Annotated in this window: 28 protein-coding genes; 10 read left to right on the forward strand and 18 right to left on the reverse strand. The window is 74.0% G+C overall.

Annotation, left to right across the window (positions count from 1 at the left end; genetic code table 11):
• Positions 1–91: 91 nt before the first annotated feature.
• The 4 genes from FHX31_RS30560 to FHX31_RS30575 are packed head-to-tail and all read right to left on the reverse strand — an operon-like array spanning position 92 to position 3,553.
• Positions 92–1,360 (reverse strand): metallophosphoesterase, encoded by a 1,269-nt coding sequence (locus FHX31_RS30560; RefSeq protein ID WP_221488171.1) that lies wholly within the window; start codon positions 1,358–1,360, stop codon positions 92–94.
• A gap of 20 nt (positions 1,361–1,380) precedes the next feature.
• Positions 1,381–1,626: a MoaD/ThiS family protein gene (locus FHX31_RS30565; RefSeq protein WP_013289332.1), complete on the reverse strand. Its 246-nt coding sequence runs from the start codon at positions 1,624–1,626 to the stop codon at positions 1,381–1,383.
• 2 nt (positions 1,627–1,628) lie between these two features.
• Complete coding sequence (gene moaA / locus FHX31_RS30570) at positions 1,629–2,642, reverse strand: GTP 3',8-cyclase MoaA (RefSeq protein ID WP_013289331.1); 1,014 nt, start codon at positions 2,640–2,642, stop codon at positions 1,629–1,631.
• Positions 2,639–3,553, reverse strand: coding sequence for a fructosamine kinase family protein (locus FHX31_RS30575; RefSeq protein WP_184977616.1), 915 nt, complete (start codon positions 3,551–3,553; stop codon positions 2,639–2,641). The genes moaA and FHX31_RS30575 overlap by 4 nt, the downstream gene beginning before the upstream one ends.
• Positions 3,554–3,705: 152 nt before the next feature.
• On the opposite strand from FHX31_RS30575, the gene FHX31_RS30580 reads away from it, so the two are divergent.
• Positions 3,706–4,908: a DUF4192 domain-containing protein gene (locus FHX31_RS30580; protein WP_184977617.1), complete on the forward strand. Its 1,203-nt coding sequence runs from the start codon at positions 3,706–3,708 to the stop codon at positions 4,906–4,908.
• A gap of 65 nt (positions 4,909–4,973) precedes the next feature.
• On the opposite strand, the gene fdhD is transcribed toward FHX31_RS30580, so the two are convergent.
• Entirely contained in the window at positions 4,974–5,828 is an 855-nt protein-coding gene (fdhD, locus tag FHX31_RS30585; protein ID WP_184977618.1) for a formate dehydrogenase accessory sulfurtransferase FdhD, read from the reverse strand.
• A 357-nt stretch (positions 5,829–6,185) separates the two neighbouring features.
• Here fdhD and mobA point away from each other — a divergent pair, with 357 nt between their 5' ends.
• The 3 genes from mobA (at position 6,186) to FHX31_RS30605 (ending at position 8,463) form a co-directional block, all read left to right on the forward strand.
• Positions 6,186–6,986, forward strand: a complete 801-nt coding sequence (gene mobA / locus FHX31_RS30595; protein ID WP_184977619.1) for an NTP transferase domain-containing protein — start codon at positions 6,186–6,188, stop codon at positions 6,984–6,986.
• A complete protein-coding gene (locus tag FHX31_RS30600) occupies positions 6,983–7,240 on the forward strand; it encodes a DUF6457 domain-containing protein (RefSeq protein WP_013289326.1) in 258 nt (85 codons plus the stop codon). Before mobA ends, FHX31_RS30600 begins: the two co-directional genes overlap by 4 nt.
• A gap of 65 nt (positions 7,241–7,305) precedes the next feature.
• Positions 7,306–8,463, forward strand: coding sequence for a T3SS (YopN, CesT) and YbjN peptide-binding chaperone 1 (locus FHX31_RS30605; protein ID WP_013477501.1), 1,158 nt, complete (start codon positions 7,306–7,308; stop codon positions 8,461–8,463).
• 7 nt (positions 8,464–8,470) lie between these two features.
• Here the strand turns inward: FHX31_RS30605 and FHX31_RS30610 are convergent, their stop codons facing one another.
• Positions 8,471–9,427, reverse strand: coding sequence for a zinc-binding dehydrogenase (locus tag FHX31_RS30610; protein ID WP_184977620.1), 957 nt, complete (start codon positions 9,425–9,427; stop codon positions 8,471–8,473).
• A gap of 61 nt (positions 9,428–9,488) precedes the next feature.
• The gene (locus FHX31_RS30615) at positions 9,489–9,947 is read right to left on the reverse strand and encodes an Lrp/AsnC family transcriptional regulator (protein WP_013289323.1); all 459 of its coding nucleotides are present in this window, start codon (positions 9,945–9,947) and stop codon (positions 9,489–9,491) included.
• Positions 9,948–10,006: 59 nt separating this feature from the next.
• Here FHX31_RS30615 and ddaH point away from each other — a divergent pair, with 59 nt between their 5' ends.
• The gene (gene ddaH, locus FHX31_RS30620) at positions 10,007–10,840 is read left to right on the forward strand and encodes a dimethylargininase (RefSeq protein WP_176739752.1); all 834 of its coding nucleotides are present in this window, start codon (positions 10,007–10,009) and stop codon (positions 10,838–10,840) included.
• A 91-nt stretch (positions 10,841–10,931) separates the two neighbouring features.
• Here ddaH and FHX31_RS30625 read toward each other — a convergent pair whose 3' ends face one another.
• Positions 10,932–12,152 (reverse strand): ABC transporter substrate-binding protein, encoded by a 1,221-nt coding sequence (locus FHX31_RS30625; protein ID WP_184977621.1) that lies wholly within the window; start codon positions 12,150–12,152, stop codon positions 10,932–10,934.
• A gap of 49 nt (positions 12,153–12,201) precedes the next feature.
• On the reverse strand, positions 12,202–13,029 hold the full coding sequence (locus tag FHX31_RS30630) for an alpha/beta hydrolase family protein (RefSeq protein WP_184977622.1): 828 nt from the start codon (positions 13,027–13,029) through the stop codon (positions 12,202–12,204).
• A gap of 57 nt (positions 13,030–13,086) precedes the next feature.
• Here FHX31_RS30630 and FHX31_RS30635 point away from each other — a divergent pair, with 57 nt between their 5' ends.
• A complete protein-coding gene (locus FHX31_RS30635; protein ID WP_013289319.1) occupies positions 13,087–13,677 on the forward strand; it encodes a bacterial proteasome activator family protein in 591 nt (196 codons plus the stop codon).
• 35 nt (positions 13,678–13,712) lie between these two features.
• Here FHX31_RS30635 and FHX31_RS30640 read toward each other — a convergent pair whose 3' ends face one another.
• The 3 genes from FHX31_RS30640 to FHX31_RS30650 all read right to left on the reverse strand — a co-directional run bounded on the left by FHX31_RS30640 (position 13,713) and on the right by FHX31_RS30650 (position 16,248).
• The gene (locus FHX31_RS30640) at positions 13,713–14,525 is read right to left on the reverse strand and encodes an HAD family hydrolase (RefSeq protein WP_013477496.1); all 813 of its coding nucleotides are present in this window, start codon (positions 14,523–14,525) and stop codon (positions 13,713–13,715) included.
• On the reverse strand, positions 14,525–15,346 hold the full coding sequence (locus FHX31_RS30645) for an HAD family hydrolase (RefSeq protein ID WP_013289317.1): 822 nt from the start codon (positions 15,344–15,346) through the stop codon (positions 14,525–14,527). The genes FHX31_RS30640 and FHX31_RS30645 overlap by 1 nt, the downstream gene beginning before the upstream one ends.
• A 167-nt stretch (positions 15,347–15,513) precedes the next feature.
• A complete protein-coding gene (locus FHX31_RS30650) occupies positions 15,514–16,248 on the reverse strand; it encodes a hypothetical protein (RefSeq protein ID WP_184977623.1) in 735 nt (244 codons plus the stop codon).
• 118 nt (positions 16,249–16,366) lie between these two features.
• Between FHX31_RS30650 and FHX31_RS30655 the strand changes: the two genes are divergently transcribed.
• The 3 genes from FHX31_RS30655 to FHX31_RS30665 all read left to right on the forward strand — a co-directional run bounded on the left by FHX31_RS30655 (position 16,367) and on the right by FHX31_RS30665 (position 18,044).
• Positions 16,367–16,795: an OsmC family protein gene (locus FHX31_RS30655; protein ID WP_184977624.1), complete on the forward strand. Its 429-nt coding sequence runs from the start codon at positions 16,367–16,369 to the stop codon at positions 16,793–16,795.
• An 89-nt stretch (positions 16,796–16,884) separates the two neighbouring features.
• A complete protein-coding gene (locus FHX31_RS30660) occupies positions 16,885–17,229 on the forward strand; it encodes a metallopeptidase family protein (protein WP_026268384.1) in 345 nt (114 codons plus the stop codon).
• A gap of 95 nt (positions 17,230–17,324) precedes the next feature.
• Positions 17,325–18,044, forward strand: a complete 720-nt coding sequence (locus tag FHX31_RS30665) for an AIM24 family protein (protein ID WP_013289313.1) — start codon at positions 17,325–17,327, stop codon at positions 18,042–18,044.
• A gap of 42 nt (positions 18,045–18,086) precedes the next feature.
• Here FHX31_RS30665 and pheA read toward each other — a convergent pair whose 3' ends face one another.
• The 4 genes from pheA to FHX31_RS30685 form a co-directional block, all read right to left on the reverse strand.
• Positions 18,087–19,043 carry a prephenate dehydratase gene (gene pheA, locus FHX31_RS30670; RefSeq protein ID WP_091330544.1) on the reverse strand — a complete coding sequence of 319 codons (957 nt, stop codon included), beginning with the start codon at positions 19,041–19,043 and terminating at the stop codon, positions 18,087–18,089.
• Positions 19,044–19,053: 10 nt separating this feature from the next.
• Positions 19,054–19,593, reverse strand: coding sequence for a hypothetical protein (locus FHX31_RS30675; protein ID WP_013289311.1), 540 nt, complete (start codon positions 19,591–19,593; stop codon positions 19,054–19,056).
• A gap of 85 nt (positions 19,594–19,678) precedes the next feature.
• Complete coding sequence (locus tag FHX31_RS30680; RefSeq protein ID WP_013289310.1) at positions 19,679–20,128, reverse strand: hypothetical protein; 450 nt, start codon at positions 20,126–20,128, stop codon at positions 19,679–19,681.
• 143 nt (positions 20,129–20,271) lie between these two features.
• Positions 20,272–21,009, reverse strand: coding sequence for a hypothetical protein (locus FHX31_RS30685; protein WP_013289309.1), 738 nt, complete (start codon positions 21,007–21,009; stop codon positions 20,272–20,274).
• A gap of 162 nt (positions 21,010–21,171) precedes the next feature.
• Here FHX31_RS30685 and FHX31_RS30690 point away from each other — a divergent pair, with 162 nt between their 5' ends.
• Positions 21,172–22,386, forward strand: coding sequence for an arginine deiminase (locus FHX31_RS30690; RefSeq protein WP_013289308.1), 1,215 nt, complete (start codon positions 21,172–21,174; stop codon positions 22,384–22,386).
• 10 nt (positions 22,387–22,396) lie between these two features.
• On the opposite strand, the gene FHX31_RS30695 is transcribed toward FHX31_RS30690, so the two are convergent.
• Positions 22,397–23,281: a DUF5926 family protein gene (locus tag FHX31_RS30695; protein WP_013477492.1), complete on the reverse strand. Its 885-nt coding sequence runs from the start codon at positions 23,279–23,281 to the stop codon at positions 22,397–22,399.
• An 86-nt stretch (positions 23,282–23,367) separates the two neighbouring features.
• A complete protein-coding gene (locus FHX31_RS30700) occupies positions 23,368–23,784 on the reverse strand; it encodes an ATP-binding protein (protein WP_369752334.1) in 417 nt (138 codons plus the stop codon).
• Between the last annotated feature and the right edge of the window lie 41 nt (positions 23,785–23,825).

Raw genomic sequence — 23,825 nt, forward strand, 5'->3', positions numbered from 1 at the left:
GCATCCTGTCACGTCCGGTCCCCCGCCCGCCCGTCGCCACGCGTACGGGTGACCTGAGCAATGCGGTGCTGGACTCGGCGGCCCATGCACGCTATTGAGCGCGCAGCTCGACGAGCGTCACCTGGGGAGGCGCGCCCACCCGCACCGGCGGGCCCCAGAAGCCGGCGCCGTTCGTGACGTAGACCTTCGTGCCGTCGACCTCGCCGAGACCGGAGACCACCGGCTGTTCGAGCTTCACCGCCAGGTTGAACGGCACCATCTGGCCGCCGTGCGTGTGCCCGGAGAGCTGGAGGTCGACGCCGAACTTCGCCGCCTCCTGCGCGGCCACCGGCTGGTGCGCCAGCAACACCACCGGCCGGCTCGGGTCGCGGTCGCCGAGAGCGGCGGCGTAGTCGGCGGGCGCGGCCACCCCGGTGCCGGCGGCGCTCACGTCGTTCACCCCGGCGAGGTCCAGCACGCCGCCCCGGGCCTGGATCTCCTGCCGCTCGTTCTGGAGCACGCGCAGGCCGAGCCGGTCGACCTCGCGGACCCACTCCTCGACGCCCGAGTAGTACTCGTGGTTGCCGGTGACGAAGAAGCTCCCGTACCGGGACCGCAGGTCGCGCAGCGGCTCGGCGGCCTCGCCCAGTTCGGCCACCGTGCCGTCGACGAGGTCACCGACCACGGCGACCAGGTCGGCGTCCATCCGGTTGATCATCGCGACGATCCGCTCGGTGTGCGCCCGGCCGCGCAACGGCCCGATGTGGATGTCGGAGACGGTGGCGATACGCAGGCCGTCCATGCTGCGGGGCAGCTTGGCCAGCGGGATCTGCACCCGGTCGAGCTGCGGCGGACCCATCGCGGTGCGGACGCCGTACCCGGTGACACCGGCGGCGGTGAGCCCGGCGAAGATCGCCGCCCCGCGTGCGAGCAGCAGCCGCCGGGAGGGGTCGTGGTCCGGCGCGTGGGTGCCGGCCGGCGGCGCGTCGGTGGGGTCGACCGGCGGCGGCGTCGGACCGTCCGCCGTCGCCGCGCCCACGAGCGCGGGCTCGGGCTCGGGCTCCGGGCCGGCGGCGACCGCCGAGCGGGCCCGCCGACGCAGCACGAGCCGGACCACAGCGGTCGGCACCTCCAGCACCAGCAGCAGCACCAGCAGGTAGAACATGAGCGCGACCCAGAGGTAGCCGGGCCAGGCCAGCCAGTACCAGCCGTTGCGCGTGCCCGCCATGGTCACCGGCACGAGCACCGCCAGCGCCGCGATCGTCACGCCACCGGCCCGGCGCCACCGCCCGGGGCGCGTGGTGTCCCGGACCAGCCGCCTCCACAGGTAGAAGTGGATCAGGCCGATCACGAGCACGACGAAGCCCAGGAATGTCGCCATGGCCAGCACGTGTGCCCCCCTCAGCCGCCCGCGAAGGGCGGCAGCACGTCCACCGTCACCCCGGCCGGCAACAGTGCCCGTCGATCATGACAGGCCACGCCGTCGACCAGGAAACTCGCCGCCTTCAGCACCACCGCGAGGCGTTCGCCGTGCCGGGCGGCCAGGTCATCGAGGAGTTCGTCCAGGGACCGGCCGGCGGATGCGGTCTCCTCGGATCGTCCCGCGGCCGCGCGGGCCCCGGCGAAGTAGCGGACTGTGAGCTCCACCCTCAGCCTCCGATCGCCGACATCGAGCGCGCGGGCTGGAGGAACGTCGGATCGTCGATGCCGTGCCCGGCCCGCTTGACCCACATCGCGGCGCGCCAGCGGCGAGCCAGCTCCTCGTCGTCCGCGCCGTCGCGCAACGCGCCGCGCAGGTCCGACTCCTCGGTGGCGAACAGGCAGTTGCGCACCTGGCCGTCGGCGGTGAGCCGGGTGCGGTCGCAGTCGCCGCAGAACGGCCGGGTCACGCTGGCGATCACCCCGACCCGGGCCGGCCCGCCGTCCACCAGCCACGTCTCGGCCGGTGCCGCACCGCGCTCGGACGGGTCCGGCGTCAGCGCGAACGCGGCGTGCAGGGAGGCCAGGATCTCGTCGGCGGTGACCATGGTCGAGCGGTCCCAGCCGTGCTGGGCGTCGAGCGGCATCTGCTCGATGAACCGCAGCTCGTAGCCGTGCGCGAGCGCGAACCGGAGCAGCGCGGGCGCCTCGTCGTCGTTCGTGCCGCGCATGAGCACCGAGTTGATCTTCACTGGGGTTAGCCCGGCTTCCGCGGCCCCGGCCAGCCCGGCGAGCACGTCGGCGAGCCGGTCGCGGCGGGTCAGCGCGGTGAACCGGTCCCGGTCCAGCGTGTCGAGGGAGACGTTGACGCGATCCAGCCCGGCGGCACGCAGCGCCGGCGCCATGCGGGCCAGACCGATGCCGTTCGTGGTCAGCGAGATGCGCGGCCGGGGCGTGAGCGCGGCGACCGCGGCCACGATGCCCGGCAGGCCCGGCCTGATCAGCGGCTCGCCGCCGGTGAAGCGCACCTCGGTGATGCCGAGCCGGGAGACCGCGACACCCACCAGCCGGATGATCTCGTCGTCGGTGAGCAGCTGCGGATTGGCCAGCCAGGGCAGGCCCTCCGCCGGCATGCAGTAGGTGCAGCGCAGGTTGCACTTGTCGGTGAGCGAGACCCGTAGGTCCCGGGCGACACGGCCGTACCGGTCGGCGAGGACGCCGTCGGCCGTCCGGGGGGCGCTCATCCCTCGACCGTAGCGCGGTCGGGCCCCCGGAGGGCGGCACGGGCGGTGGAGAGGACCGCGTCCGCGTACGCCGCGCCGAAGATCGCGGTGTGCACGAGCAGCAGATGCAACTGGTGCAGCGGTACACGTTCCCGCCACCCGTCGGCGAGCGGCCACGCCTCCCGGTAGGCGGCCGTGATCCGGTCCAGGTGCGGCGGACCGCCGAACAGCGCGAGCTGGGCCAGGTCGGTCTCGCGGTGGCCGCCGTGCGCGGCCGGGTCGACCAGCCAGACCCGGCCGTCGGCGCCCCAGAGCAGGTTGCCGGGCCAGAGATCGCCGTGCAGCCGGGCCGGCTGCTCGTCACCGCCGAACTCGCCGATCCGCTCGACGACCTGCTCGACGAGCGCCGCTCCGGCGCCGTCGAGCGCGCCGCCGTCGACCGACATGCGCAGGTAGGGCAGCAGGCGGCGCCGGGCGAACCAGTCCGGCCAGGGACCGGGGTCGGGCGTGTTGTCCTGCGGCAGCGCGCCGATGAACCCCGGCCAGTCCGCGCCGTACGCGGGCGCCCCGGCGCAGTGCAGCCCGGCCAGGTCGCGGCCGAACGCCTCCGCGGCCTCCGGCGTCGGCTCGCCGGGCTCCACCCAGTCGAGCGCCAGCAGGTCGGGCAACGCGACGAGCACATCCGGTACGGGCACCGGGCCGGCCTCGCGCAGCCAGCGCAGCCCGGCCGCCTCGGCGGCGAAGAAGCCCTCCGGCAGCGGACGCGCCGCCCGTTCCGGCCAGGTCTTGGCGAACACCGAGTGCCCGTCGTCGAGCGTGAGCCGGGAGGCGGCGCAGATGTCACCGCCGGAGACCGGGGTCTCCCGGATCCGCTGGTGGGTCAGGAAGGTCGGCAGGTGCTCCGGGTGTGCCCGCAGGTACGCCAGGTCCATGTGCGCAAGGTAGCGGTTACCCCGGACATCCGTGTGCCGGGCGGCACCGCCGATCGCCGCTGACCTGGACCGATACGCTCCGTATCTGTGGACGGACCGCGTGTCGTCCACAGGGGCGGACGCGGTGACGCGCGACCGCCCACGCTCCCGGCATGAACTCCACCGAGCCAGCGCGCCTCTCCGTCCGCTCGCCGGCCGACATGGTCGCGGCCGTGCCCTACCTGCTCGGCTTCCATCCCGCCGACAGCGTGGTGGTGGTCGCGGTACGCGGCCGCCGCGTCGTCTTCGCCGCCCGTGGTGACCTGCCCGCACCGGGTGCCGACCCCGGTCCGGCGGCCCGGCACCTGGCCCAGGTGGTGGCCCGGCAGGACGCCGACGCCGCCACAGTCGTCGGCTACGGTCCGGCCGCCCGGGTGACGGGCGTCGTCGACGCGATCGGCGACGCGCTGACCGCCGCCGGGCTGGTCGTGCTCGACGCGCTGCGGGTCACCGAGGGCCGCTGGTTCTCGTACCTCTGCGTCGAGCCGTCCTGCTGCCCGCCCGAGGGCACCCCGTACGACCCGGCCGCCAGCCAGGTCAGCGCGGCGGCTGTGTTCGCCGGTCAGGTCGCGCTGCCCGACCGGGCCGCGCTCGCGGCGCAGGTGTCCCCGCTCGACGGGCCGGTCCGGCTCGCCATGCGCCGGGCCACCGGTCGGGCACGCCTCCGCCTGGCCGCGCTCACCGGACGGCCGTCCACGCCGTCGGCAGGGAGCCCGGCCGGAGGCTTGCCAGCCGACAGTTCGAGGGCGGGTGCGGAGCCGCCGGTTCCGGCGGACGGTGCTGGGCCGGAGGGGGAGTCGTCGGTCCCGGTTGGCGGGCCCGGGTCGGGCGGCAAGTCCCAGGTGCCGGCAGGTGGTGCCGGATCAGGTGGGGAGCCGCGGGCCGTGCGGACGGCGGGCACGGCCGCGGTGCGAGCGGCCTTCCGCCGGCAGCGGCGCGGTGAGCGGCTGGACGACGACGAGATGGCCTGGCTGACAGTGCTCCTCACCCACGTCGCGGTACGCGATCACGCCTGGTCCCGCACCGACGGCCGGGACGAGGACATCAGCCTCTGGACGGACGTGCTGCGACGCGCCGAGCCGGACCTGATCGCCGCGCCCGGCTGTCTGCTGGCGTTCGCCGCGTGGCGATCGGGGCACGGGGCACTTGCCGCTGTCGCCCTGGAACGGGTGTTGTCCGCCCACCCCGGCTACTCGCTCGCGGTGCTGCTCGACGAGGCGCTCCGGCGGGGAGTCGCCCCGTCCGCACTGGACGGGTGGCCCGGTTCCGGCGACGGCGCGGTGCTGCGGCGCCGCCGACGCAGGCCACGCCGATGAGTGGTCACCCCGCCGGGCGGTCATCCGCCTACCGGGCCGCCGGCGGCCGCCACGCCGGTGAGCGGTCACTCGCCGATGCGCGCCGCCCCGGCGTAGACGTTCATGGTCGGCCCGCGCAGGAAGCCGACCAGCGTCATCCCGGCCTCCTCGGCCAGCTCGACCGCGAGCGTGCTCGGCGCGGACACCGCCGCGAGCAGCGGCACGCCCGCCATCCACGCCTTCTGGGTGAGTTCGAAGCTGGCCCGTCCGGAGACCAGCAGGACGTGCCCGGCCAGCGGCAGCCGCCCTTCCCGGGTGGCCCAGCCGAGCACCTTGTCCACCGCGTTGTGCCGCCCGACGTCCTCGCGCAGCACGACCAGCTCCCCGTCGGGGGTGAAGAGGCCGGCGGCGTGCAGGCCGCCGGTGCGGTCGAAGGCGCGCTGCGCGGCGCGCAGCCGGTCCGGCAGCCCGGCCAGCAGTTCGGCGGTGACAACCAGCGGGTCGTCCCGCACCGCGAACTGCGAGCGGGTGCGTACCGACTCGATGCTCGCCTTGCCGCACACGCCGCACGAGCTGGTGGTGTAGAAGTTGCGCGAAGGGTCGGTGACGGGCTCCGGCACGCCGGGCGAGAGCACCACGTCGACCACGTTGTAGGTGTTCGGGGTCTCCGCCCCGGCGCAGAGCTGCGCGGTGTGCACGTCCTCCGCCGACCGGATCAGCCCTTCGGTGAGCAGGAAGCCGATCGCCAGGTCCAGATCGTCGCCGGGAGTGCGCATCGTCACCGCCAGCGGCCGGCGTCGTCCCGGACCGGCCGCGCCGACGCGGATCTCCAGCGGCTCCTCCACGGCCAGGTTGTCCTGCCGGCCGATCCGCCCCCGGCCGTTCCCGGCCGCGTCGAGGTCGATCCGCAGCACACCACGCCGATCCGTCGCCCGTCCCATGCCGCCATCCTCCCCGGGCGCCCCGCCGCCCGCACGTCGCCCCAGGTCTTCCCGCCCTCACCCACCCCGGCCACCCCGGCCACCCCGGCCGGCCCGGCCACCCCGGCCGGCCCGGCCACCCCGGCCGGCCCGGCCACCCCGGCCGGCCCGGCCACCCCGGCCACCCCGGCCGGCCCGGGCGGCCCGGGCGGCCCCAGGCTCGATGATCGACACCAGTTCGGCGAAGTGGCGGTATCGGAGGGCCCTGGATGCCACCACTTCGGCGGAAAGCAGTCGATCAACGTCGGAAAACCGCCGACAACGCTGGGTGCCGGCCCGAGCCGGACCGGCGGTCGTGGCTGTGGCTACTGTGAGGCGGTGACGGGGTACGCGGCGATCCTGCTCGCCGGTGGCGCGGCCCGGCGGATGGGCGGGGTGGACAAGCCGGCCCGGGCAGTAGGCGGCCGGCCGATGCTGCACCGGGTGCTGGACGCGGTGGCCGACGCGGACCAGCGGATCGTGGTCGGCTCGTCCGGCCCGCTGCCCAGGGGAGTCCGGACGGCCCGGGAAGAGCCGCCCGGGGGCGGTCCGGTGGCCGCTACGGCAGCCGGGTTGGCGTTGCTCGACCCCGGTACGACGACAGTCGCAGTGCTCGCCGCCGACCTGCCGCTGCTCACCACCGCAGCGGTGGCCGAGCTGCGACGCGCGCTCGCCGCCTGTCACTCCCGCGACGACCCGCCGCCCGCGCTCGACGCCGCAGCCGCCGGGCCGGAAGACGCACCTGCCACCGCCGGGCCGGAAGACGCACCTGCCACCGCCGGGCCGGAAGACGCACCTGCCACCGCCAGGTCGGAAGACGCACCTGCCACCGCCAGGTCGGAAGACGCGCCCGCCGCCTGGCGGGAGACGCTGGGCGGTCGGTCCGCCGCGCTCGCCTGCTACGTGGACGGGGACGGCCGCCGCCAGCACCTGTGCGCCCTCTGGCAGGTACCGGCCCTGCGGTCCGCCCTCGACCGGCTCGCCGCGACGCGGGGCGGCTCGCTCGACGGCGCGCCGGTACGCGGGCTGCTGGCCGACGTCGCCGTACGCGAGGTGTCCTGGTCCGGCTCGGGGCCGCCGCCGTGGTTCGACTGCGACACTGACGAGGACGTACGCCGGGCGGAGGAGTGGACGAGATGACGGTGCTGGACGACTGGGTCACGGCGGTCTGCGCGGAACTGGACCTGGACCCGGCGGGGGTGCCCGTGCCGACAGTGCTCGACGTGGCCCGGGACGTGGCCCACCAGGTGGTCCGGCCGGGAGCGCCGGTCACCGCGTACCTGCTGGGGCTGGCGGTGGGGCGCGGCGCGGACCCGGCCGCGGCGGCCGAGCGGCTCAGTGCGCTGGCCGGTTCCTGGCCGGTGGACCTGGGTGGTTCCACGCCTGAGGATTAGCGCCTCGCGCGGGATTCGGTCCCCTTCGCGCCTGGGTAGGGTGGCGGGAACGGACGGAGGCGATCATGACGGCAGACCACCCCTCGGAGCCGGTCGACGAGCCTGCCGGCGGCGCGCCGGAGCACCACGCCACCGGCGCCACGTCGGCGCATCAGGCCACCGGCGGCGCGCCGGAGCAGCACCACGAGTCGATCCTGCTCGACGAGCCGACCACCGCTGATCTGCGGGCCAAGGTCACCGAGGCCTGGCGGGAGTTCGCCCGGGCGCTCGCCGACCGGCTGCGCGGGCTGCCCTCCGGCGGGCACCTGGAGGTCACGCTCGACCCGACCGCCTCGGGCACCGGCGACGCCGTCTACTCGGTGAGCGTGGACGCGGGCGAGGCGGGCCGTCTCTCGGCCCGCGCGGTCGGAAACGCCACGCTGCCGCAGGGCTACCGGCTGGACCGGGCCGCGGTGGCCGACATGGTGGCGCTCGGCTGGTCGCCGCCGGGTGTGGTGCCGGGTTCCGGGGAGCAGTTCGGGCTGGACTGCGGCACCGACGAGGCGACCCGGCTGGCCGCCGTGCTGTCCCGGACGCTGCGGGACGTCTACGGCGCGCCGCATCCGGCCTTCCTCGTCTACCTGGTGCACGACGCCGAGGGCGAGGCGCTTCCCGTGGAGCCGCTCGGTACCGCGCGCAGCGAGTTCGGCCCGGACCGCGACGTCGAGGCCGACCTGGACGAGGCGCTGGCCGCGGCGGCGGCCGCGCAGTCCGGCGAGAACGACGTGCTGGCCCTGGAGGAGCGGGTCCGCACCGTCGTGTCGACAATGCTGAAGTCCGCGTCCGACCAGCTTCAGGTCGACTCCGACGGTGACATCAACATCCGGGCCGGCTCGGCCATGGTCTTCGTGCGGGTGCGGGACAACCCGCCGCTCGTGGACGTCTTCTCGCCGGTGCTGACCGAGGTCGAGCCGACCGAGCGTCTCTACGTGAAGCTCTCGGAGCTGACCAACCGGATGCCGATCGGCCGGCTCTACTGCGCCGACGACACGGTGTGGGCCTCGATCCCGGTGTTCGGCCGCAACTTCCAGCCCACCCATCTGATGCTCGCGGTGCAGGTGATGACCGGTCTCGCCGACGAGCTGGACGACCGCCTGCACGGCGAGTTCGGCGGCAAGCGCTTCTTCGGCGAGGGCGACAAGCCGGCCCGGGCCGAGGAGCACCGCACCGGCATGTACCTCTGAGCGCTGCTCAGCGTACGTCGAGCAGGGTCTTGCCCAGGGTTTCCCGGGCCTCGATCGCGGCGTGCGCGGCGGCGGCCCGGTCCAGCGGGAAGCGCTGCCCGATCAGCGGCCGCAGCCGCCCGGCCGCGCCCTCGGCGAGCGCCGCCTCGGTGAGGGCGCGCAGCTCGTCCGGGCCGGGCCGGGGGCTCAGCAGCGTCACCCCGCGTGCGGCTGCCGACTCGGCCGGGATGTCCGCCCAGGTGCCGCCGGCCAGCCCGAAGCTGAGCATCCGTCCGCCGGGGTCCAGCAGGTCGAACGCCTCCCGGGCGAGCGGCCCGCCGACGCCGTCGAACACCACGTCGACGGCGCCCACGGCGTCCCGGACCCGGTCGGTCCAGCCCGCCTGCCGGTAGTCGACCACGACGTCGAGCCCGGCGGCACGGAGCACGGCCACCTTGCGGGAGCCGCCGACGGCGGCCACCACCGTGGCGCCGGCCCGTGCGGCGAGTTGGACCAGCAGCGATCCGACCCCGCCGGCCGCCGCCTCCACCAGGACGCGGTCATCGCGCCGCAGCCCGGCCGCCCGGGCCAGCATCAGGGCGGTGCGGCCGTCGGCCATCAGCGCCACCGCCGCGTCCAGCGGCAACCCCGGGGGTACGGGGACAGGCGCACCCTGGTCGACCACGACGCGCTCGGCGTACCCGCCGGTGCCGCCGGTGGCGGTGACCACGACGCGGCCGGCGAGCGCCGGGTCGGCGTCCGGTCCCAGCGCGGTGATCGTGCCGCCGACCCCGTTACCGGGGATCACCGGCAGTTCGGTGCCGAACGGCCCGAAGCCGCTGGCCCGGAACATCGTCTCGACGAACGTGATGTTCGCGTGTGCCACGTCGACGAGCACCTGGCCGGGTCCGGGTGCCGGGTCGGGTGCCGTCCCGGGCACGAGCACCTCCGGTCCGCCGAACTCCCGCAGCCACACCGCACGCATACCGCCCCCTCGCGTCCCGCCGGTCACCGGTGTCAGTGCACGACATGAAGCGAGGTTGAGGTCAAGGCGTGGACGGTCCGACGCCGGGGGACTCGACCAGCCGGGAGAGCACGATGGTGCTGCGGGACGACGTGACGAACGACTCGGCGCGCAGCCGTTCCAGCGCCTCCTCCAGGTGGGAGATGTCCGCGGCGCGCAGGTGCACGAGCGCGTCCGCCTCGCCGGAGACGGTGTACGCGCCCACCACCTCGGGGTGCCGGCGGGCGGCGGCGCCGATCTGCGCCGGCGTGGTCCGGCCCGCGCAGAACAGCTCGACGAACGCCTCGGTGGTCCAGCCGACCGCGGCCGGGTCGACGACGGCGGTGAATCCCCGGATCACCCCGGCGGATCGGAGGCGGTCGACGCGTCGCTTGACGGCGGGGGCGGAGAGTGACACCCGGCTGCCGATGTCCGCGTACGAGGCGCGAGCATCCGCGACGAGTAACGCAATGATTCGCTGGTCAACCGCGTCTATCTGCAACGTTCTGCTCCCGGGAAGCAATGTTTGTGGCTGTTACCAAAGTTGCACCGTACCTACTCTTGGTGACCGTGAACCAGCAGCGAGTCTCGCGAAAGCGGACATATCTCATGTGCTCGCCCGAGCACTTCACGGTCGAGTACGCGATCAACCCGTGGATGGACGTGACCACGCCGGTCGACGCCGACCTGGCGGTCAAGCAGTGGGACCGGCTGCGCGAGACGCTCGTCGGGCTGGGCCACGAGGTGCACCTGCTCACCCCCGAGGCGGGTCTGCCGGACATGGTCTACGCGGCCAACGGTGCCTTCGTGGTCGACGGCAGCGTCTACGGGGCCCGGTTCAAGCACGAGCAGCGGTCCGCCGAGGCCGCCGCGCACCGGGCGTTCTACGAGCAGCAGGGCTGGCGGTTCATCGCGCCGAGCGAGACGAACGAGGGTGAGGGCGACTTCGCGTACCTGCCGGAGGCGCACGGCGGCCTGATCCTGGCCGGGTACGGCTTCCGGACGGAGCCGGCCGCGCACGCCGAGGCGCAGGAGGCGCTCGGGCGGCCGGTGGTCTCGCTGCACCTGGTCGACCCGCGCTTCTACCACCTGGACGTCGCGCTGGCCTCGATCGACGACGAGAACGTCGTCTACTACCCGGGGGCCTTCTCGGCCGCGAGCCAGAAGGTGCTGGCCCAGCTCTTCCCGGACGCGATCGTCGCGGACGACGAGGACGCGCTGGCGTTCGGCCTGAACCTGGTCAGCGACGGGCTGAACGTGGTGCTGAACAACGAGGCGACCCGGCTCGCCGGCAAGCTGAAGGCGGCCGGCTACCACCCGGTCCCGGTGGAGCTGGCCGAGCTGAAGAAGGGCGGTGGCAGCGTGAAGTGCTGCATCGCCGAGCTGCGGCACTGAGCCAAGGCTCGACGACACGCCACGCCACGCCTCGGCGCGAAGGGCGGCCTCCCGATGGGGAGACCGCCCTTCGCGCGTGTACGAGGGCTTGTCAGCCCAGCGTCGCCAGCTCGTTGATCACGACGTTGGAGAGCAACCGGCCGTCGGTCTGCACCCGGCGCAGGTACCACTTCTGCTGCGGGGTACGGGTCTGGTTGAACTGCCAGGTGCCGCGCGGGCTGTCCACCTGGCCGACCTTGCCGAGCGCCAGGTTGACCTGCTGCGGCGAGGGGTTCCCCCCGGCCAGCCGGATCGCCTTGTCCAGCACCAGCGCGGCGTCGTAGGAGGCCATCGCGTACGTGGTGGGCGCCGAGTTGAACGTCTTCCGGTACGCCGAGGCGAAGATCCGGTTCGCGGTGTTGTTGAGGTCGGCCGAGTAGTTGAGCGCGGTCTCGATGCCGTACGTCTGGATCAGCTTGCGCTCGCGGCCCTTCTCCCCGTCGTCGAGCTGGTCGAGCGCGGTGCCCTCGGTGAGGAAACCGGGGGCGTAGATCGGTCCCCGGTAGCCCTGGGCGTAGAGCTGCTTGACGAACTGCACGGCCTGCGCGCCGGAGTAGTGGCAGAAGACCGCGTCCGGGTTGCGCCCGAGCGCCTTGCGGATCGGCCCGGAGTAGAGCGACCGGGAGGGGTTGGGGTCGTCGTCGGTGAAGATCGGATCCTCGGTGAGCCGGCGGCCCCGCTCGTACGCGCGCCGCAGCCCTTCGATGACGTCCTGGCTGCCCGGGCCGCGGGTGCCGAAGATGGCGATCCGGCTGGACGCGTCCAGCTTCTGGCGCAGGTACTCGCCGAGCGCCTCACCGGGCTCGGTGAGCACGTACGACGTGCGCCAGATGTAGACGACGCCCTGGAGCGTCGACGGGGAGGCGTTGGAGCCCAGCAGGGGCACCCGGGCCTCCTCGACCGCGTCCTTGATGCCGGTCATCACGGTGGGGCTGACCACGCCGGTGAGCGCGAGCACGCCCTCCTTGAGCAGCCGGTCGACGGCGGCCTTTCCGGTGGCGGCGGTGTCGCCCTCCTCGGCGGTCACGACCGTGACCGGGTGACCGGCGATCTGCTGGCCGCGCATGCTGAGGAAGAGCTGGAAACCGTTGGTGATCTCGTCACCGATGGCCTTGTTCGCCCCGCTGCCGGGCACGATCAGCCCGACTTTGATCGGGCTGCCGGATCCGGCCTTGTCCCCGGTGTCGTCCCCGGATCCGCAACCCGCCGCCAGTCCGGTGGTACCCAGCGCGGCCAGCAGTTGCAGCGCCCGCCTGCGGTTCATCTGTGCCACCGAATTTCCTTCCCGACGGGGCGGCCATGGTGCACACCCCTTCGGCGTTCTACCTGGTCGACGACGCTGCGTCAATGCCCGGAAGATCATCGTGAAGCGACCGCAACGCCTCCACCACCTGGGGCCATGCGGTGGAGCCCGGTGCGATCAGCCCGAAATGCTCGCATTCGGGCAGCTCAACGAGCGTGGCGGAGCCTCCGGCGGCCCGATCTGCCGCCACCCAGGATCGGCTGATCGCGATCGGGACCTGGACATCTTGATCACCGTGGATGACTACTGTGCGTGTTCGGATGGGCACCAATGCCGATGGATCGGCTGCGGCGTACCGGTCCGGCACGTCGTCCGGGCCGCCGCCGAGCAGCGCGGCCACCGCACCCTCGTCCAGGTCCAGCCGGTACGCCTGCGCGAGGTCGGCCACCGGCGCCAGCGCGAGCACCCCGCCGACCGTCTCCGGGGCGTGCGCGGCCACGTACATGGCCAGGTGCCCACCCGCGGAGTGACCGACCAGGATCGGCGGCACGGGCGCCACCCGGCCGGGCAGCGCGGCGGCGGCGAGTTCCGGCAGCGCGGCGATCCCGGCGCGCACGTCGGTCAGCGTGTGCGGCCAGCCTCCGCCCGGCCGGCCGGTCCGCCGGTACTCGATCTGCGCGACCGGGTGGCCGAGCGCGGCCAGCGCCGCCGCCATCGGGCCGGTGTGGGCCCTGTCGTACTCCGCCCGCCAGAAGCCGCCGTGCACCACGACCACCAGCGGCCGGGGCGGCCCGTCACCGGCCGGGAGGCGCAGATCGGCGCACTGGTCCGGGTGGTCGTCGTAGGAGACCGTGGCATCCGGGGGCGGGGACGGGCGGGTCAGCACCTCGCGCGGGTCGGAGAGCATGCGGCGACCGTAGCGTCCCCCGGACCGGCCGCGTGCACATGGTCGGCGTGGGTAAAGATGGGTGCCATGACCGAAGCGCACTCCGCCGGACACGACGACGAACAGGGCAACGATGGCATCCCCGGCACCGTGGTGGTGGTCGGGCCGGACGGCCGCCCGGTCGGCACGGTGCAGACCGACGAGGGCAAGGGCGAGGACCCGACCCGTCTGGTCGAGCAGCCGGCCAAGGTGATGCGGATCGGCAGCATGATCAAGCAGCTGCTGGAGGAGGTGAAGGCGGCGCCGCTCGACGACGCGAGCCGGCACCGGATGCGGGAGATTCACGAGCGCTCGATCGTCGAGCTGAAGGAGGGCCTCGCCCCCGAGCTGCGCGAGGAGCTGGAGCGGATCTCGCTGCCGTTCACCGAGCAGCAGGCGCCGAGCGAGAGCGAGCTGCGGATCGCGCACGCCCAGCTGGTGGGCTGGCTGGAAGGGCTGTTCCACGGCATCCAGGCCGCGCTGGTGGCCCAGCAGATGGCCGCCCGCGTCCAGCTGGAGCAGATGCGTTCCGGCCGCCAGGCGCTGCCCAGCGGCCCGGGCGGCGTGATGCCGGGCATGCCCGGGATGCCCGGCGGCGGCGAGGGCCACGCGCCCGGCCAGTACCTGTGACCCGTCGGCCGGGGCGTGTCACGCGCCCCGGCCGGTCAGTCCAGCTCGAAGACCTTCTCCAGGTACGCGGCCACGCCGTCCTCGGTGTTCGGCCCGGTGACCTCGTGGGCGATCTCCCGTACGGCCGGATGGGCGTTGGCGACGGCCACCGCCCGTCCGGCCCAGGCCAGCATCGGCACGTCGTTGGGCATGTCGCCGAAGGCCACCACGTCCCGCTCGTCGACGCCCAGCCGCTCCGCGTACCAGGCCAGGCCCGCCGCCTTCGTCACACCGGCGGCCGAGATCTCGATCAGCCCGCTGTACGACGAGTGGGTCGCCTCGGCCAGCCCCTCCAGGGCGCCCGCCACCACCCGCACGAAGACGTCCGGATCCTGCTCACCGGCCCGTACCAGCAACTTCACCGCGGGCGCGGCCAGCAGTTCCTCCGGCGACTCGACGGCCCGGATGGCGTCGAGGTCGGCGTCCCAGCGCAGCGGGTAGTGCACCTCGTGCCGCATCTGGCGGCTGTCCACGATCTCCACGGCGAGGCTCACGCCGGGCACCTCGGCGCGCAGCCTCCGGGCCACCTCGGCCAGCAGTTCCGGGGCGAGCGGGTCGGCCCGCAGCACCTGGTCGGTGGCCGGGTCGTACACCACCGCGCCGTTCGCGCAGATGGCCGGCAGCGGCGCGGCGAGCTGCTCGTACACCATCGGGAGCCAGCGGATCGGACGGCCGGTGACCAGGACCACCGGGGTGCCGGCGGCAGCGATGCGGGCCAGCACCGCGGCGGTACGCGGGCTGAGCGTCCGGTCGTCGCGCAGCAGCGTGCCGTCGATGTCGGAGGCGACGAGCCGAGGTGGATCTTCCATCACCGGGAGAGTAGCCGGTCCAGGTAGACCGCGACCCCGTCGTCGTCGTTGCGCAGGGTGATCTCGTCCGCCGCGGCGCGCACCTCCGGGTGGGCGTTCGCCACAGCCACCCGTGCCCATCCCGCCCAGTCGAACATCGGCAGGTCGTTCGGCTGGTCGCCGAAGACCAGCACGTCGGCCGGGTCCACACCGAGCCGCTCGGCGATGACGCTGAGCCCGCTGGCCTTGTCGGTGCGGGGCGGGCAGATCTCGATGAAGCCGAGCCCGGCCTGGGTGAGCGTGGCCACGTCCGGCGGCACGATCGCCCGCGCGGCCGTCAGCAGCTCGTCCACGTGGTGGTCGGCGGTCCGGGCGAACGCCTTGATCACGTCGCAGGACAGGCATTCGACCCGGCTGCGCGCCTCGAACCGGTCCGGGTAGGGCCAGCTCGGGTGGTAGTCGCCCCACAGCGGCGCGTCGTGCTCGTCCGACGCCTCGACCATCACGGTGAGCGGGCCGACCGCCGCCTCCAGGTCGGTGAGGATGCGGGCCAGCACCTCGCCGGGCAGCCGCTCGTCCCGCAACACCAGGGGCCCTTCCGGGTCGCTCTGGTCCACCACCCGGCCGCCGCCGGCCATCACCAGGAAGTCGGCGGCCCGGATGTCGTTACGGGTGAGTTCAGTGAGGCGCGGTCCACGACCGGTCGCGCCGACCACCGGGATCCCGGCGGACCGCACCCGGTCCAGCACCCGATGGGTGTACGCGGAGACGGTCTCGTCGCTGCGGACGAGCGTGCCGTCGAGGTCGGTGGCGATCAGCTTGGGCAGTCCCGGGCGGGTCATGGTTCCTCCTTCGCCCGCCGCCGTCACGCCGGCCGACCAGGTCCTCGGTGCCGCGACCATGGGACGGCGGGCAGCAACCGTATCTCGCGGAACGGGCGGCAACCACGGCTTTCCGGCGAATCGGCGGCGAAGCTCCGGTGGCCGCCGGAGGCGCTGCCGGACCTGGTTCAGTACGACCGTTCGGGGCCCGCGAACGGCACCGTGGGCTGCACCGTCAGATCCGCCGGGGCCGGGGGCACGTCGTCCTCGTCCGCCCGGCGGCGGCGCTCGGGCCGGTCGTCGTCCGGCTCCCCGTCGGTGGGCGTCCCGCCGGCCGCCCGGCCGGCCAGGTGCAGCGCGGCCGCCAGCAGTGCGACAGCGATGAACGCGCTGACCAGGCCGCGTCCGTGCTCGACCTGAAGGCGCTGCTCGCCGACGAAGAACAGGATGCGCCGGGCCAGCTGTTCGAGGGAGGAGGCGGTCGCGACGAGCACCCCGAGCACGCCCGCCGCGAGACCCAGCCCGGCCAGCCGGGCGTGCTGCCGCACCGCCGGGGCGCCGCGCAGCGCCAGCCCCACCGCGACCGACAGCCCGAGCAGGCCCACCAGGTACGCCGTACCGAACCCGCCGATCTCGGAGATGCCGCTGGTCAGCCGGGCGGGTGCGTCGTCGCCCCGGGTCTCGGCCGGCACCGTGATCGCCAGCCACTCGCCGATCAGCGAGGCGATCGCGGCCACCGCGCCGAGCCCGGTGAGCACGGGCGGCAGACGGCGGTCCCGGCCCAGCGCGGCGAGCGAGCGCGCAGCCCGGCCGGACGACTCCGGCTCGGTGTCGCCCCACTCGACGATCGTGGTGTCGTCGGACCTGTTGTCCTGCATGGGGATTCGCTTGTCCTGCCGGGGAACGGGGAGATCCTGCGACATGGCCACCCTTCCCGTGCGCGGGCCTGCGTCGAATCATGGCACAGCCCGCTTCCGCCGGCCGGGATCGCGACCCCGGGGTCCGGTGCGGGGCGGCCCGCTTTCGGTTAGCGTCGGTGCCATGCCTATCCGTACCGCATCCGCTCGCTGGCAGGGCAACCTCACCGAGGGGTCCGGCACCGTCCGCACCGGCAAGGGCGGCCTGTCCGGCAACTACTCCTTCAAGTCGCGCTTCGAGGAGGGCGAGGGCACCAACCCCGAGGAGCTGATCGGCGCCGCGCACGCCGGCTGCTTCTCGATGGCTCTCTCCAAGCAGCTCGCCGACGCCGGCGCCCAGGAGACGGCGGTGGAGACCACCGCCAAGGTGCACTTCGACAAGACCGACGCCGGCATGACCGTGACCCGCATCTACCTGGAGACCGTGGGCCAGGTTCCGGGCATCGACCAGGCCGAGTTCACCAAGCTCGCCGAGGCGGCCAAGGAGAACTGCCCGATCTCCCGGCTGCTGTCGCCGGGCGCGCAGATCACGCTGAACGCCCGTCTGGCCTGACATCGCGTACGGCACGGCGGGGGTGTCCTGCGGGACGCCCTCGCCGTGCGGTGTGCCCGATCCGGAGGGAGTGACCGGGCCGCGTGGCCGTGGAGATGAGCCGGGACCGGTTCGAGGAACTGGTCGGTGAGGCGCTCGACGAGGTGCCCGAGGAACTGCTCGGGTTGATGAGCAACGTGGTCATCCTGGTGGAGGACGACCCGCCGCCGGGTGAGGACCTGCTCGGCCTGTACGAGGGGCACGCGCTCACCTCTCGCGGCTGGGACTACTCCGGCGTGCTGCCCGACCGCATCCTGATCTACCGCAACCCGATCCTGGCGATCTGCGACACCGACGACGACGTCGTCGACGAGGTGGCGGTGACAGTGGTGCACGAGATCGCCCACCACTTCGGCATCGACGACGAGCGCCTGCACGCCCTGGGCTGGGGCTGACCGGCCTCCGGCGCGTCCCCGCCCGGCTGATTCCGGCGGTTGCGCCGGTCCCCTAACCTGCGGGTCAGGCAGATCCTGATGCAGGAGGAAAACCCATGCGCAGCGCGCTGTTCTCCGCGGAGAACCTTGAGAAGGAGTCCCAGCAGCCCGGCATGCGGTTGCAGAACTCCAAGATGCTGAAGATCGAGCTGAACGGCGAGGCGATGGCCCGGGTCGGGTCGATGGTCGCCTACCAGGGGCAGGTGCAGTTCCAGGCCCTCGGTTCCGGCGGCATCGGCAAGTTCATCAAGCAGCGGCTCACCGGTGAGGGAGTGCCGCTGATGAAGCTCTCCGGCCGCGGCGACGTCTTCCTCGCCGACTTCGCCAAGGACGTGCACGTCATCGACCTGGAGCCGGGCGACGCGCTGTCCATCAACGGCTCCAGCGTGCTGGCGTTCGACTCGACGCTCCAGTACGACATCAAGATGGTCGGCGGCGCCGGTTTCGCGTCCTCGTCCGGCCTGTTCAACTGCGTCTTCACGGGCCACGGCCGGATCGCCGTCACCACCAAGGGCACCCCGGTGGTGCTCAACGTGGACGCGCCGACGTACGTCGACCCGCAGGCGGCGGTCTGCTGGTCGGCGAACCTCCAGACCGGCTACCACCGCGCCGAGCAGCTCGGCCTGGGCACGTTGCTCGGCCGCAGCACCGGTGAGGCGTTCACGATGAGCTTCGCCGGTCAGGGCTTCGTCGTGGTCCAGCCCTCGGAGGAACCTCCGGTGGCCGGCAGCGGCTCCCAGCAGCAGGGCGGCGTGCTCGGCGGCCTGCTTCAGTGACGGCCGGTGCCCGGGGCGTCCGCCGAGGTCGCCCCGGGCCGGTCAGCTCAGCTCGCCGGCCCGCAGCCGGGACACCCAGGCCGCCGCGTCGGCGTAGTCGGCGTCGGTGAGCCCGGCCGGCACCGGCGTCTGCTGGTCACCCGCTGCCGTGCTCCAGCGGTGCCGGGGGTACGACCCCAGGAAGCGCACGTCGGCGCAGACCCGGCGCAGCCCCTGCAACGCCTCGCCGAGGCGTACGTCGGCGACGTGTCCGGCGCAGTCCAGGAAGAACACGTAGCGGCCGAGCGCTTCGCCGGTCGGGCGGGACTCGATCCGGGTCATGTTCACGCCGCGCACCGCCAGCTCCATCAGCACCGCCAGCAGCGCACCCACCCGGTCGTGCGCGAGGCACACCGCGAGCGAGGTCAGGTCGTCGCCGGTGGGCGGCGGGGGCGGACCGGGGCGGGACACCAGCGCGAAGCGGGTGACCGCGTCCGGGTGGTCGGCGATCTTGTCAGCCAGCACCGCGAGCCGGTGCCGGGTCGCGCCGATCGGGGCGCAGATGGCGGCGTCGTACTCGCCGCTCGCCGCACCGGCCGCCGCGGCGCCGTTGGAGAGCACGTCGACCACTGTCGCGTCGGCCAGGTGCTCCCGCAGCCACCCCCGGCACTGGGTGGACGCCTGCGGGTGGGCCGCGACGGAGCGGACGTCGGACAGCGTGGTGCCGGTGCGGGCGGCCAGCACGAACTCCACCGGCAGGACCACCTCGCGGGTGATCACCAGCGGGTCGCCCTCGACCAGTTCGTCGAGCGTCACCCCGACCGCGCCGCCGATGGAGTTCTCCAGCGGCACCAGCGCCGCGTCCGCCTCCCCGGCGCGTACCGCGTCGAGCGCCTCGCCGACGCTGCGGGCGGGTGTGCGGTCCCCGCGCTCGGCGGCGGGCACCGTTCGCAGGGCCTGCTCGGCGAAGGTGCCCTCGGGGCCCAGGTAGACGAAGCGGGTCGGCGGTGTTCCGGGCATGCCGACCAGCCTACGCACCCGGCGTGCCGTCGCAGGCCAGGGTACGGATGCCGACCGGCGCCACGGTCCGTACCTCGACGCCGCACACGTCCGTGCCGGCGGTGACCAGCCTCGGCGTGCCGCTCTCGCCGCGCGTGACCACCTGCAACTCCTCGTGCCCGGTGACCGTCAGCACGGTGTACTGCCAGCCCTCGGCGCAGAGCGGACCGGTCGCCACGGTGACCCGGACGTCGCGGGGCAGTACGCCGGCGGATCCGCGCAGCAGCGCGACGATCCGGTCGCCGGAGGGCCGCCCCCGGCAGGGCGCCGCGGACGCCGGTACGGACGGGGAGAGCGTGGGCGGGAGGACGGGCGTCGGTGGGGCCGATGTCGCGCTCGGGCTGGGCGTGGCGGACGCCGACGGGACCGGGACGGGCGTGGCGGCGGCGGGTGGCGCACGCAGCTCGGGCGGGGTGCCGCAGGCGGCGAGGGCGAGCAGCGTCAGCAGCGCCAGCGGACGGTGGCGGCGTCGGGGGCGTGGGGTGCGGGGCACGGGGGCGTCCTCGGGCATCGAGGGATGTCGTCGTGTGGTGGGGCCGAGGCCATCGTAGGAGGATGACCGGCCCGGGGTGAAGGGCGCCGGGTCTCGTCGCGGGTCAGACCGCGGAGAGGAAGGTGAGCGAGCCGGCCACCGCGCCGTCGGTGAGCACCGGCGTGGAGATGGCGTCGACCGTCCGGCCGGCGTCGGAGCCGGGCCCCTGAACCCGCAGCAGGCCGCGGGCGAGCCGCCCGGAGTGCAGCGCGAGCAGCGGCGGGATCTTGTCGGTCTCCTGCTCGGTCAGCTCGCTCGGGCTCGCCGTGAAGTCGACCAGGCGCAGGCCGCCCTCCAGCAGCGGCAGACCGATCACATCCTCCGGGGCGCCCAGGCAGAGCAGGTCGCAGCCGGACGAGGAGATCGCCACGACAGTGGTGCCGGCGTCGATCAGCAGGCACGGCTCGGCGGCCCGGGAGACCATGCCGGACCACTGCCCGAAGTTGTCGGACTCCTGCTCGGTGGATGCCGCGGGCGCGAACACTTCCGAGAGTGAGAGTTCGACGTGGGCCACCGCGCCTCCTATGTACACCGACGGTCTGTCCACGCTAGCCGGTCGGTGCGGCGGAAGCATCGGCTGCCGGGCGGCCGGCGACGGCGCGGACCGACGGAACCAGTCGGGGCGGTGCCGTGGGCCGCGTGGCGTCGCCGGAGACGTTACCGGCGGGCGGCCTGCTTGTCAGCGGCCGTTCGGCCCTCGTCATACCACCGGTAGTCGGCGGTTGGACGGTACGTGCCGTTGAACCACGTCGCCGGCGCCTGCGCGACGCGGGAGAGCTTCTCGGCGGTGGCCGGGCTGATCCGGTTCCCACCGGCCACGAGCAGGCGGTCCAGCTCCCGGTGGGTGGCCATGAGGCAGTCCTTCGGCAGGCCGTAGACGCTGATCACCCCGGAGCCGACGAACGTCAGCACCGGGGTCACCGGGATCGGCAGGCCGACCGCGTCGGAGAGGGCCTTGCTGGCCCGCTTGGCGTCCCGGCGCGCCTCCGCCACGTACGGCGGGCGCTTGCCGTTGATCTGGACCACGTCTCCGGCCACGAGCACGCGGGCCCGGCCGTGGTCGGCGATGGTGACAGCGAACAGACCGCTCGGACCGATGGCCAGGAACCCGGCCCGGTCGTCGCGACCGCGGTCGAGCAGCATGTCCGCCGGGTCCGTCCGGGGCCACTCGATGACGTGCCACGCGGGACCGAGATGGTCGAGCTGGCCCAGGGCGCGGGCCCCTGCCGCTTCCAACCGGCGGGCCCCCCGCTCCGCCCGGCGACGCCGGGCCCACTCCAATGGAGTCGGTCGGGCCGGCTCGAGCACCGAGGTGGGCTCGACCCGGGAGTGCGGCACCGTGCGGGGCGGCAGTGCCCTGCTCGGTACGGCTCGACGAGCGGGAAAGACAGTCATCGCGACCTCCGGCAAAAGGTCTCTCGAAGTTATGTCTCCACTACCCTACGTTGCGCACCCGGGGGCTCGGCAAGTTGGACCGCCGGAGTGAGTGCGGATGAATGCCATATTCATCCACACTTCTTTTCCGGATGGTGCGCAAGCCTGCCCTAGGCTGCGGGAGTGACCCACTATGTGGACAGCGAAGTCGCCCGCCTCGGGACGGTGCTGCTGCACCGCCCGGGACCGGAACTGGCCCGCCTCACCCCGCGGAACAACGACAGTCTCCTCTTCGACGCTATCCCATGGGTGGGACGCGCGCAGGAGGAGCACGACGCGTTCGCGGCGGCGCTGCGGTCCCGCGGGGTCGAGGTGCTCTACCTGGCCGACCTGCTGGTCGAGACGCTCGCCGTGGCGGACGCCCGGGCCGAGCTGACCGACCGGGTGCTACGGTCCCGCCGGCTCGGCCACACGCTGCGGCGCCGGGTCGCCGACCATCTGGCGTACCTCGACCCGGCCGGACTGGCCGACGTGCTCACCGCCGGGCTCGCCCACGAGGAACTGCGGATCGGCGCCGACCGCCCCGGCGGTCTGGTCTGGACGCTCATGGACCGGCACGACTTCGTCATCGATCCGCTGCCCAACCTGCTGTTCACCCGCGACTCGTCGGTCTGGATCGGCGACCGGGTCGGTGTGACCAGCCTGGCCATGCCGGCCCGGCGGCGGGAGACCACGCTCACCGACGCGATCTACCGCTACCACCCGCGTTTCGTCGGCACCGAGTTCGTCTACCACCCCCGGCTGGAGCACCTGGAGGGCGGCGACGTGCTGCTGCTCGCGCCGGGCGTGCTCGCCGTCGGCGTCGGCGAACGCACCACCCCGGCCGGCGCGGAACGGCTGGCCCGGCAGGTGTTCGCGGCCGGGCTGGCGCACACCATCCTGGTGGTGCCGATCGCGCAGGAACGCGCCACCATGCACCTGGACACGATCTGCACCATGGTCGACGTCGACGCCGTGCTGATGTACGCGAACGTCGCCGACCAGATGTCCGCGTACACGGTCATCGCCGGCGCGGACGGCGACGACCTGCGGGTCGACGGGCCGGCGCCGTTCCTGCGGGCCGCCGCCGACGCGATGGACCTCGACCAGCTCCGGGTGATCGACACCGGCCTCGACCCGGTCACCGCCGAACGCGAGCAGTGGGACGACGGCAACAACACGCTCGCGATCGCGCCCCGGCTGTGCGTCGGCTACGAGCGCAACGTGGAGACCAACGCGCAACTGGAACGGGCCGGCATCGAGGTGATCGCCATCGCCGGGTCGGAGCTGGGCTCCGGGCGGGGCGGCCCGCGCTGCATGTCCTGCCCGCTGGTGCGGGAGAAGGGCGGGGCCGCCTGACCCGGAGACGTCAGCGCAGCGTCAGCTGCCGGCCGAGCAGGCCCTGGCGGGCGCGGCGGCCGGCCGCGTCGAGCGGCTCCCGCTCCGCGACCGCCTCGGCGTAGCGCTTGGCGAACTCCGCCACCGGTGCCTCCCACTCGGCGGCCGGGGTGTCCTCCGGCAGGTCCCAGACCGGCGCGAGGCGCCCGTGCGCCCGGAACATGCCCGCGAACTTCGTGTCGTCGCCGAGCGTCAGCGCGCCCGCCGCGGCGAGCCGGGACAGCGCGTCCAGCGCGGCGTCCTCGTCCTCCGGCAGGACCAGGCGCACGTGGGCCTTCTCCGGCACCTGACACCAGTACGCGGCCGGCGCGGCGGCCAGCTTGACGGTCGGGTAGATCGCCGAGTTGGCCCGCTCCAGGGACGCCTGGACGTTCGGGTCGTCGGCGGCGCCCGGGTCGAGCCAGAAGTCGAACCCGTCGTGCATGGTGATCTCCAGCGGGCCGTCCACCAGGATGTCCTGGAGGCGGGGGCCCGGCCCGGGCAGCGGCGGCACGCTCACCTGGCCGCCCGGCTCGGTGCGCAGCGCGGAGATCAGCGCGTCGGCCAGGTCACGGGAGACGTCGCCGGACTGCTGGTGCCGTTGCAGGCCGATGAAGACCCGCCCGTCGGGCTTGGTCATCGCCGGGGCGGCCATCGGCAGCACGGTGGCCAGCGTGACCGGCCGGTCGCCGTACTCCTCGATCAGTTCCGGGGTCAGCCGCAGCGGCGCGGACGCGGCCGGGACCAGCTCGCGCAGGGCGATCCACTCCGGCTCGTCCGCCAGGCCCTCGAACGGCCGGGGCACGAAGACGTCGCGCACCTTCTCCCGCTTCGGGGTGGCCTCGCCGGCCCGCTGGTTCTTCCGACGCTTGCTCATGCGCCCGCTCCGCTCCGCTCGCTCATGGCGAGACAGCCTAGAGGCCGGGTCTCGGCGATGGGGGCCGGACCCGCCCGCCGGGTCGGTCAGCCGGCCGCGACCAGGTCCGTCCGCTGCGCCGGGACCGGGTCGAACCGCGCCCACACGCTCTGGCCCAGGCCGTCGCGCTCCACGCCCCAGCCGCTGGCGAGCCCGGCGACGATGTGCAGCCCTCGCCCGTCCGCCGCGTCCGGCGAGGCGGTACGCATGCACGGGCCGGCGCCTGATCCGCCGTCGGTGACCCGGAGTTCGACGCTCGGCCCCTGCTCGGTCGGGCGCAGCCGCCAGGCGACCCGCACGACCCCGCCCGGCAGGGCGTCGGCGTGCCGGACCGCGTTGCCGACCAGTTCGGCGAGGACCGCGACCAGGTCGGCCACCAGGACCGGGGGTACAACACCGGTCAGCTCGTCGGCGAGCCGGTGCCGGGCCAGGCGCGCGCCGGTGGGGTCGTGGGGCACCACCACGCACCACGACCGTTCGGCCGGACCAGTCGACACGTCGTTCC

This window comes from Micromonospora sp. CNZ286, assembly GCF_014207755.1.